General features: G+C 72.9%; 12 protein-coding genes, 1 other RNA gene and 3 pseudogenes. 13 read left to right on the top strand and 3 right to left on the bottom strand.

What is annotated here, in order from left to right:
• Positions 1–303, bottom strand: a pseudogene (locus ACVMLK_RS17780) (hypothetical protein); the annotation flags it as partial.
• A gap of 182 nt (positions 304–485) precedes the next feature.
• Here ACVMLK_RS17780 and ACVMLK_RS17785 point away from each other — a divergent pair.
• The 5 genes and pseudogenes from ACVMLK_RS17785 to ACVMLK_RS17805 form a co-directional block, all read left to right on the top strand.
• A complete protein-coding gene (locus ACVMLK_RS17785; protein WP_198367359.1) occupies positions 486–764 on the top strand; it encodes a hypothetical protein in 279 nt (92 codons plus the stop codon).
• A 2-nt stretch (positions 765–766) separates the two neighbouring features.
• On the top strand, positions 767–1,096 hold the full coding sequence (locus tag ACVMLK_RS17790) for a cell division protein ZapA (RefSeq protein WP_198367358.1): 330 nt from the start codon (positions 767–769) through the stop codon (positions 1,094–1,096).
• Between the two features lie 9 nt (positions 1,097–1,105).
• Positions 1,106–1,260: non-coding RNA, 6S RNA (gene ssrS / locus ACVMLK_RS17795), on the top strand.
• A complete protein-coding gene (locus ACVMLK_RS17800; protein WP_198367357.1) occupies positions 1,247–1,876 on the top strand; it encodes a 5-formyltetrahydrofolate cyclo-ligase in 630 nt (209 codons plus the stop codon). Before ssrS ends, ACVMLK_RS17800 begins: the two co-directional genes overlap by 14 nt.
• A 5-nt stretch (positions 1,877–1,881) precedes the next feature.
• Positions 1,882–2,673 (top strand): annotated as a pseudogene (locus ACVMLK_RS17805) (TIGR00282 family metallophosphoesterase); the annotation flags it as partial.
• Between the two features lie 52 nt (positions 2,674–2,725).
• Here the strand turns inward: ACVMLK_RS17805 and ACVMLK_RS17810 are convergent.
• Entirely contained in the window at positions 2,726–3,364 is a 639-nt protein-coding gene (locus ACVMLK_RS17810; RefSeq protein WP_457487159.1) for an MSMEG_1061 family FMN-dependent PPOX-type flavoprotein, read from the bottom strand.
• 17 nt (positions 3,365–3,381) lie between these two features.
• Positions 3,382–3,978: a cytochrome b gene (locus ACVMLK_RS17815; protein ID WP_457487160.1), complete on the bottom strand. Its 597-nt coding sequence runs from the start codon at positions 3,976–3,978 to the stop codon at positions 3,382–3,384.
• Between the two features lie 175 nt (positions 3,979–4,153).
• Between ACVMLK_RS17815 and ACVMLK_RS17820 the strand changes: the two genes are divergently transcribed.
• The 8 genes and pseudogenes from ACVMLK_RS17820 to ACVMLK_RS17855 form a co-directional block, all read left to right on the top strand.
• On the top strand, positions 4,154–4,903 hold the full coding sequence (locus ACVMLK_RS17820) for a YebC/PmpR family DNA-binding transcriptional regulator (protein ID WP_422923416.1): 750 nt from the start codon (positions 4,154–4,156) through the stop codon (positions 4,901–4,903).
• A gap of 8 nt (positions 4,904–4,911) precedes the next feature.
• Positions 4,912–5,427, top strand: a complete 516-nt coding sequence (gene ruvC / locus ACVMLK_RS17825) for a crossover junction endodeoxyribonuclease RuvC (protein ID WP_422923418.1) — start codon at positions 4,912–4,914, stop codon at positions 5,425–5,427.
• Positions 5,424–6,047 carry a Holliday junction branch migration protein RuvA gene (gene ruvA / locus ACVMLK_RS17830; RefSeq protein WP_198367351.1) on the top strand — a complete coding sequence of 208 codons (624 nt, stop codon included), beginning with the start codon at positions 5,424–5,426 and terminating at the stop codon, positions 6,045–6,047. Before ruvC ends, ruvA begins: the two co-directional genes overlap by 4 nt.
• 25 nt (positions 6,048–6,072) lie before the next feature.
• Positions 6,073–7,113 (top strand): Holliday junction branch migration DNA helicase RuvB, encoded by a 1,041-nt coding sequence (gene ruvB, locus ACVMLK_RS17835; RefSeq protein ID WP_422923420.1) that lies wholly within the window; start codon positions 6,073–6,075, stop codon positions 7,111–7,113.
• Positions 7,113–7,565, top strand: a complete 453-nt coding sequence (locus ACVMLK_RS17840) for a YbgC/FadM family acyl-CoA thioesterase (protein WP_198367349.1) — start codon at positions 7,113–7,115, stop codon at positions 7,563–7,565. The genes ruvB and ACVMLK_RS17840 overlap by 1 nt, the downstream gene beginning before the upstream one ends.
• Before the next feature lie 30 nt (positions 7,566–7,595).
• The gene (gene tolQ, locus ACVMLK_RS17845; protein ID WP_457487161.1) at positions 7,596–8,315 is read left to right on the top strand and encodes a protein TolQ; all 720 of its coding nucleotides are present in this window, start codon (positions 7,596–7,598) and stop codon (positions 8,313–8,315) included.
• Between the two features lie 4 nt (positions 8,316–8,319).
• A complete protein-coding gene (tolR, locus tag ACVMLK_RS17850; RefSeq protein WP_457487162.1) occupies positions 8,320–8,841 on the top strand; it encodes a protein TolR in 522 nt (173 codons plus the stop codon).
• Positions 8,842–8,864: 23 nt separating this feature from the next.
• Positions 8,865–9,138, top strand: a pseudogene (locus ACVMLK_RS17855) (hypothetical protein); the annotation flags it as partial.

The following is a 9,138-nucleotide window of genomic DNA, read 5'->3' on the forward strand; positions in this document are numbered from 1 at the left end:
CTCCACCGCCGGCCGTCCCGGCGCCCCGGCGCCCAGCACCACGGCGGGTAGGCCGACACGCAGCGCGGCGAGGGCGAAGCCGGGGGCATCGCCGCAGTCCAGAACCGGCAGGCAGGGCTGTCCCGGCCAGTCGCGCCGGGCGGGGGCCAGCATCGCCAGGAAGGTCTCCGGCGTGAGCCAGCGCGCGGCGCCGGGGGGCGACAGGAGGGGCAGCGTGGCGCCGGGGCAGCGCCGGGCGGCGGCGGCCAGGGCCATCCGCGCGCCGGCGGCATCATGCACGGTCACGGCCGGAGCCAGGATCATGCGCCCCCGCATAGCGCGGCGAGGCCTGGCCCGCCATGGTCCGGGGAGGCGGCGGCGGCGGGCTTCCAGGCTCCGATGGAAGGCGGGCGGAAGCACCGCCGGACGGGCATCCGTTGACCCTGGATGCTTGCGCCGCTTAAAGCCTTCATCATGAGGTATCACGCTGGGGCGAAGGCGGCGGCATGAGCGACGCGGTGGATCAGGCCGCTGCACGGCTGGAACGGGCGGTCGAGCGGTTGGCGGCGGTGCTGGGCCGGCTGGACACGGCGGCGGGTGCGCCGCCCGGCGTTCCGCCGGAGGCCCTGGCGGCGCTCTCCGCGCGGCTCGACGACGCGCTGCTGAGGCTGCGGGGCGCGCTGGCGGAGGTGGAAGGGGCCGAGGCCCCGGCGGAGCCCGCCGGGCCGGGACTGGATGAGACGACGTCGCCCGGCCTGCCGGACGACGAGCACAAGGAGAGCTGAGCTTGGGTCAGGTCACGGTTCGCGTTGGCGGCTATACCCATCCCGTCTCCTGCGAGGACGGCCAGGAGGGGCATCTGATCGCGCTCGCGGCGGATGTCGACCGGCGGGTCTCCTCGATCCGCGCCATGGGCGGGCAGTTCGGCGAGAGCCGCCTGCTGCTGCTGGCCGCCCTGCTGCTGGCCGACGAGATCCATGACCTGCGCGTCGAGCTGTCCCAGGCCCGGGCGGGCCAGTCCGGTGCCGCCCCCGCCGCCGATCCCCGCCTGGCCGAGCGTCTCGGCCGGCTCGCGGAACGGATCGAGGGCATTGCCGCGACGCTCGACCGTCCCTAAATGTCCGTTGCGGGGCTGTCGGGCGCGTCAGGCAATTTATCCCTGGGGCCAATAAGCATCCTCCGGGAGCTGGCTCTGGCCGGATCGTGGTCCGGCTATCTGGCGCCCACCTGCGCTAGCAGGCCTTAGGAGGATAAGACGCCAACGGCCATGGCGGCTCCGCGCAACATTCCCTCCCCCCTCGAAGCCGGCCTGCCGGACCCCCCGTCGCTCGCAAGCGCGAAGGCGGCGGCGCGACTCCGCGCCCTGGAACGGCGCGACGCCCTGGACGATACCGGGGTCGATGCCGGGGCGGGCGAGGCCCTGGCCGGCCATCTGCTGCGGGCCGCCCCGCCGCCGCCCGGCGCCGTGGTCGGCGGCTTCTGGCCGATGGGCGCCGAGATCGACATCCGGCCGCTGCTGCACGCGCTCGCCGCCCGGGGGCATGTTCTGGCCCTGCCGGTCACGCCGCCGCGCGGCCGGCCGCTGCTCTTCCGGCGGTGGCGGCCGGGAGAGGCGCTGGTGCCGGGCCGCTTCGGCACCTCCGTCCCTGCCGAGAGCGCCGGGACGGCGGTGCCGGACTGGCTGCTGGTGCCGTTGCTGGCCTTCGACCGCCGGGGCCTGCGCCTCGGCTATGGCGGCGGCTATTATGACCGGACCCTGGCCGCGCTGCCGGCGGCGACCGCGATCGGCGTCGGCTATACGGCACAGGAGGTGGCGTCGGTGCCGGCCGGCCCCAATGACCGGCCGCTGGCCGGCATCGCCACCGAGCGTGGTTATATCCCCATCGAGAAGGTTTGAGTGACGTGCGGATCCTGTTTCTCGGCGATGTCGTCGGCCGCTCCGGGCGCGACGCGCTGACCGCGGCCCTGCCGGAGCTGCGCCGGCGCCTCGCCGCCGATGCGGTGGTGGTCAACGTCGAGAACGCCAGCCACGGCTTCGGTGTCTCTCCCGACATGGTGCGCGCCTTCCTGGCGGCCGGGGCGGATGTGCTGACGCTCGGCAACCATTCCTGGGACCGCAAGGAGATCATCGGCTTCATCGATGGCGAGCCACGGCTGATCCGCCCGCTCAACTACCCGCCCGGCACGCCCGGGCGCGGCGCCACGGTGGTCGAGGTCGCGGGCGGGCGGAAGCTGCTGGTGATCAACGCCATGGGCCGGCTGTTCATGGAGCCGCTGGACGATCCCTTCCGCGCCGTGCAGGCCGAGCTGGCGCGGCACAGCCTGGGCGCCGCCGGGACGGTGCAGGCGGCGATGATCGACATCCATGCCGAGGCCACGAGCGAGAAGATGGCCATGGCGCACAGCTTCGACGGCAAGGTCAGCCTGGTGGTGGGCACCCACACCCACGTGCCGAGCGCCGACCATCGCATCCTGCCCGGGGGCACGGCCTACATGACGGATGCCGGCATGTGCGGCGACTATGACAGCGTCATCGGCATGCAGAAGGGCGGCGCGGCGCTTCGCTTCTGGAAGAAGGTGCCGGGGGAGAAGCTGGCTCCGGCCGAGGGGCCGGCGACGCTCAGCGGCGTCCTGGTCCGCACCGACGACGCCACCGGCCTGGCGCAGGAGGTGGCGCCGGTGCGGGGGGGGGGGGGGGGGGGGGCCCCCCCCCCGGCCGCACTTCTAAGGCTCAGGCTTCCGAGGCTCAGTAGAGGGTCGCGCCGACCCGCGGCGCCGCCTCGGCGTCATAGGCCGCGGCGTCGACGAGGCCGCCGGTGTGCGCGGCCAGCAGCTCGCCGGCGCTCGGCAGGTCCTGCGGCTTGGCCCGCTCGCCCCAGACGCGGGAGCGCAGGATGGCGCGCTGGCACTGCATGAACACTTCCCGCACCTCGATCAGCAGCACCGTGGCCGGCGTCTGGCCCTGCACCGCGTAGCGCTCGCACAGCGCCGGATTGGTGCTGATCCGCCCCAGCCCGCCGATGCGCAGCGTCTCGCCCGCGCCGGGGACCAGGAAGAGCAGGGCCAGGGCGGGGTTGTCGACGATGTCGCGCAGCGCGTCGATGCGGTTGTTGCCGCGCCGGTCCGGCAGGGCGAGGGTCTTCTCGTCCAGCACGTCCACGAAGCCGGGCGCGTCGCCGCGCGGCGTGCAATGCGGCCCGCGCGCGCCGAAGGTGGCCAGGGCGCAGAAGGGGCTCGCCGCGATGAAGCGGGCCGTGCGCGGGTCGATCCGGTCGGCCACCTTCTTCATCACCAGCTCGCGCGGTGGCGCGTAATGCGCCTGCAGCGCCTCCTGGCTGGTGATCAGATGGTCCGCCGCCGCGGCGGGACGGGTGGCGTCGTTCATGCGCGGCCTCTTCCTTCTCAGCGCGTTCCGGCCAGGTCGGGCCGGGGTGCCCGACCCCGGCGCGGACCGCCGGCCATCCGGGACAGCACCTCGTCATGCCAGACAAAGCGGTGCAGCACCACCATGGCGACATGGCCGGCGATCAGCGCCAGCAGGGTCCAGCCGAGCCAGCCGTGCAGGGCGTTGCCCGGCGCCACCATCCAGCCGATCGGGCCGCCCTGGAAGCCGGGGAAGAGGGGAAGCCCAAAGGGGGCGAAGGCGCGGCCGGAGCCGTAGCTGCGCAGCAGGGCCAGGGCCGGCACGATGAGCATCAGCGCATAGAGGGCAAGGTGGCCCGCCATGGCGGCGTGGCCGAGCCAGCCCCGGTCGGGCTGCGGCCGCCATCGCATGTTGAACAAGGCCCAGCTCCCCCGCGCCAGCACCAGGAGCAGCAGCAGGAAGCCCACCGAGGCATGCGTGCCGACAAAGACGCCGGCCACCGGATGCCGGCCGAGCGTGACCTTGAGGATCATCCCGAGGAACTGCCAGGCGAACAGCGCGGCCATGCCCCAGTGCAGGATGCGGCTCACGCGCCCGAAGCGTCTGGGCGTGTCGCGCCAGGGAAGAGTTTCCATGCAGGCCTCCTGGATATTGCACTGCAGTAAGGTGCGGTTCACCCGTTGTCCATCAAGGGGAGGCGTGGCCGCCGCGGGTAGGGGGGCGGGCCGCGCCCCCTCGCATCCCGCGCCGGGCGGCGGTATAGCTCCGCGCAAAGCCCGGAACATCCCGAGAATCCCGGAGTAGCATCGCGTGGCCGGCCATTCCCAGTTCAAGAACATCATGCACCGCAAGGGCGCGCAGGACGCCAAGCGCGCCCGCGTCTTCGCCAAGCTGATCCGCGAGATCACGGTCAGCGCCCGCCAGGGCCTGCCGGACCCCGCGGCTAATCCGCGCCTGCGCTCGGCCGTGCAGGCGGCGCGGGTGGCGAACATGACCAAGGACACCATCGACCGCGCCATCAAGAAGGCCACGGGCGCGGCGGGGGGCGAGGATTACGTCGAGGTGCGCTACGAGGGCTACGGCCCGGCCGGCGTCGCCGTCATCGTCGAGACGCTGACCGACAACCGCAACCGCACCGCCTCCGACATCCGCTCCGCCTTCTCCAAGTATGGCGGCGCGCTGGGCGAGACCGGCTCGGTCTCCTTCCAGTTCGAACGAAACGGCGTGGTGCGCTACCCGGCCGATGCGGCGGATGCGGAGGCGATGCTCGAGGCCGCCATCGAGGCCGGCGCGGCGGATGTCGCCAGCGGCGAGGAGGGGCACGAGGTCCTGACCGCCATCGAGGATCTTTTCGCCGTGCGCGACGCGCTGGAGGAGAAGTTCGGCCCGGCCGAAAGCGCCAAGCTGGAATGGCGGCCCAATGTCACGGTCGAGCTGGACGAGGAGAAGGCACGCTCGGTGCTGAAGCTGATCGACGTGCTCGACGAGCACGACGACGTGCAGACGGTGACGGCGAATTTCGAGGTGCCCGACGCCGTGCTGCAGAAGCTCTCGGCCTGACGCGGGGCATGGGGGGCGCCATCCGCCTGCTCGGCCTCGATCCCGGCCTCCAGCACACCGGCTGGGGCGTGGTGGAGAGCCATGGCAGCCGGCTGCGCCATCTGGCGGATGGCGTGATCTCGACCGACACGGCGCTGTCCCTCGCGGAGCGGCTCTGCCAGATCCACCGCGCGCTCAACGCGCTGATGGAACACTGGTGCCCGGAGGAGGCGGCGGTGGAGCACACCTATGTCAACAAGAACCCGGGTGCGGCGCTGAAGCTCGGCCAGGCGCGCGGCGTGGTGTTGCTGGCGCCCGCCCTGGCCGGCCTGCCGGTCGCCGAGTACCAGGCGATGGAGGTGAAGCGCGCCGTGGTCGGCACCGGCCATGCCGACAAGGTGCAGGTCTCGGCCATGGTGCGCCGCCTGCTGCCCGGCGCCACGCTGCGGCGGGCCGATGCCGCCGATGCGCTGGCCGTCGCCATCTGCCACGCGCACCACCGCGCCAGCCGGCTGGCGCTGGCGAAGGGCTATGTGCCGGCATGATCGGCAAGCTGACCGGCAGGCTGGACACGCCCTTCGAGGGCGGCTGCATCTTCGATGTCAACGGCGTCGGCTATCTCGTCGCCTGCTCGGCCCGCACGCTGGCCGCCCTGCCGCAGCCCCCGGGCACCGGCGCCCTGCTGGTGGAGACGGTGGTGCGGGAGGATGCCATCATCCTCTACGGCTTCGCCGAGGCGGCGGAGCGCGACTGGTTCCGCCTGCTGACCGCCATCCAGGGGGTCGGCCCCAAGGTGGCGCTAGCCCTGCTCTCGACGCTCTCCCCGGCTGACATGGCGCGGGCGCTGATGGCGGGCGACCGCGGGGCGCTCAGCCGGGCGCCGGGGGTGGGCGCCAAGCTCGCCGCGCGGCTGGTGGCGGAGCTGCGCGACAAGGTCGGCGCGATGCCGACCGGGCCCGGCGTCTCGCCCGGCACCGTGGCCGTCGCGGCGCAGTTGCCGCCGGCCGAGAAGGCGGTGGCCGAGGCCATCTCGGCGCTGACCAATCTGGGCTGGAAGCGGCCCGAGGCCGGCGCCGCCGTCGCCCGCGTGGCCGAGCGGCTGGGCGAGGGGGCGGCGCTGGAGCCGCTGATCCGCGAGGCCCTGAAGGAGTTGGCGCCGCGATGATCCATCTGCCGTCCGGGCGCCCGTCATGAGCGGCCCGTCGAGGAGCGAGGGGGTGCTGGACCCGCAGCGGGGCGAGGAGGATGCCGCCGAGGCCACCCTCCGCCCGCAGGTGCTGGACGACTTCACCGGCCAGAAGGCGCTGCGCGAGAACCTCGCCGTCTTCATCCAGGCGGCGAAGGCGCGGGGCGAGGCGCTGGATCATGTGCTGCTGCACGGCCCGCCGGGCCTCGGCAAGACCACGCTGGCGCAGATTGTGGCGCGCGAGCTCGGCGTGGGCTTCCGCGCCACCTCGGGCCCGGTGCTGCAGAGGGCCGGGGACCTCGCCGCCATCCTGACAAACCTGCAGCCGCGCGACGTGCTCTTCGTCGATGAGATCCACCGGCTGCAGCCGGCGCTGGAGGAGACGCTCTATCCGGCGATGGAGGATTTCCAGCTCGACCTGATCATCGGCGAGGGGCCGGCGGCGCGCACCGTGCGGATCGACCTGCCGCCCTTCACCCTGGTCGGCGCCACGACGCGGGCCGGGCTGCTGGCGACGCCGCTGCGCGACCGCTTCGGCATCCCGCTCCGACTTCAGTTCTACACACCGGCCGAGCTGCTGCTGATCGTCCGGCGGGGGGCGCAGAAGCTCGGCTTCGAGCTGAGCGCGGAAGGGGCGGAGGAGATCGCCAACCGCTCGCGCGGGACGCCGCGAATCGCCGGGCGGCTGCTGCGCCGGGTGCGCGATTTCGCCCTGGTCTCCGGCCACCACGCCGACCGCGCCATGGCCGATGGCGCGCTGAACCGGCTGGAGGTGGATGCGAAGGGCCTCGATTCGATGGACCGCCGCTATCTCCGCCGCATCGCCGAGCACCATCATGGCGGGCCGGTCGGCGTCGAGACCCTGGCCGCCGCCCTGGCCGAGGGGCGCGACACGCTGGAGGAGGTGGTCGAGCCCTATCTGATCCAGGAGGGCTTCGTGCTGCGGACGCCGCGCGGGCGGGTTCTGGGCGAACCCGGCTGGCGGCATCTGGGCATGGCGCCGCCGGCGGGCACCCAGGCCGACCTCCTGCGGGACAACCTCTGATGGCAGAGGCGCCCCCTGCTGCGGTCTGGCCGCACCGCTTTCCGGTCCGGGTCTATTTCGAGGACACGGATGCCGGCGGCATCGCCTACCACGCGACATATCTGCGTTGGGCAGAACGCGGGCGGACGGAATCGTTGCGTGCCATAAACTTGCCGCATCAACTTATGATTCAACGTCACGCTTCGTTGCTCGTGGTGCGGCGCATGGAAGTGGAGTATGTGGCCCCCGCCCGGCTGGACGAACCCCTGGTTGTGGAAACCCGGATTCTCCGCTTCGGCGGCGCGTCCGTCGATCTGGAACAGCGGGTGCTGGACGAGGCGGGCGGGGTGAAGGCGGCGTTGCGGGTGGGGCTGGTCTGCGTGCGCGCCGAGGGGATGCGCCCGGTGGCCGTCCCCGAGCCCTGGCGCGGCGCCTTCCGCGCGGCGCTGGACGATGGACCTGCCCCGGCCTGAAGCGGCCGGAGGCGATAGAAGGAGATTGCCGTGGGTGACAGCGTGAGCGCGTCGAACCTCGGTCAGATGGCACACGATCTTTCGCTCTGGAGCCTGTTCCTGCAGGCGGACTGGGTGGTCAAGGCGGTCATGATCGGGCTGCTGCTGGCCAGCGTCTGGGTCTGGGCGATCGTCTTCGAGAAGATCACGACCATCCGGCGGGTGAACCGTGCCGCCGATGCCTTCGAGGACCGGTTCTGGTCCGGTGGCAGTCTCGATGCCCTGCAGCAGCAGGAGGGCGAGCGCCCGACTCACCCGATCGCCGCCGTGTTCGGCGCGGCGATGCGCGAGTGGCAGCGCAGCGCCGCCCGGCCCGAGGGCGAGACCGGCCATCTCGCCGGTGTGCAGCAGCGCGCCGAGCGGGCGATGAACGTCGCCATCCAGCGGGAGATGGACCGCATGGAGCGCTGGATGGTGTTCCTGGCCTCGGTCGGCTCGGTGGCCCCCTTCATCGGCCTGTTCGGCACCGTCTGGGGTATCATGAACAGCTTCTCGGCCATCGCGGGGATGCAGAACACCAACCTCGCCGTGGTCGCGCCGGGCATCGCCGAGGCGCTCTTCGCCACCGCCATCGGGCTGGTCGCCGCCATTCCGGCGGTGCTCGCCTACAACAAGATCACCACCGACCTGGCGCGCTTCGCCAGCCGGCTGGAGGGCTTCGCGGCCGAGTTCGGCGCCATCCTGTCGCGCCAGGCCGAGGAGCGGGGCTGACGCCATGGCGATGTCCAGCGGAGGGCCGGGCGGCCCGGGCCGGCGCGGCCGCTACCGCGCCATGGCCGAGATCAACGTGACGCCGCTGGTGGACGTCATGCTGGTGCTGCTGATCATCTTCATGGTCGCGGCGCCGCTGATGACGGTCGGCGTGCCGATCGACCTGCCGAAGACCAGCGCCAGCGCGCTGAACCAGGAGACCGAGCCGCTGACCATCTCGGTCAATGCCGAGGGCCGGATCTTCGTGCAGGAGAGCGAGGTGCCGCTGGAGAACCTGGTGCCGCAGCTGCGCGCCATCATGGAATCCCAGCCGGCCGGCGCGCCGGAGCGGCGCATCTTCGTGCGCGGCGACCGCGGCATCAATTACGGCCGGGTGATGGAGGTCATGGGCACTGTCTCCTCCGCCGGCTTCACCAAGGTGGCGCTGCTGGCCGAACAGCCCTCCGGTGCCCCCTCCGGCGCCCCCTCCGGCACCCCGGCGGCGCAGCCCGGGCAGGCGCCCGCGCCCGCGCAGCCGCGGCGCTGAGACGGGACCGGACGGACCTCCTCATGGCCCCGCATGGCCTGCGATTCTGGGGCGGCATCTCGGCGGCGCTGCACGCGCTGGTCGGTCTGCTGCTCCTGTTCCAGCTTCCCGGGCGGGAGTTGCCGCCGCCGCAGGAAGCGATCCCGGTCGAGCTGGTGACGCCGGATGCGCCCCAGCTCGCCCAGGCGCCCGCGCCCCTGCCGATGCCGGCGCCGCCCGCCCCGGAGCCCGAGCCCAATCCCACGGTGAACCAGCCGGCGACGCCCGAGGCGCGGCCGACGCCGCCGAGCCCGCCGC

This window comes from Teichococcus aerofrigidensis, from assembly GCF_054073225.1.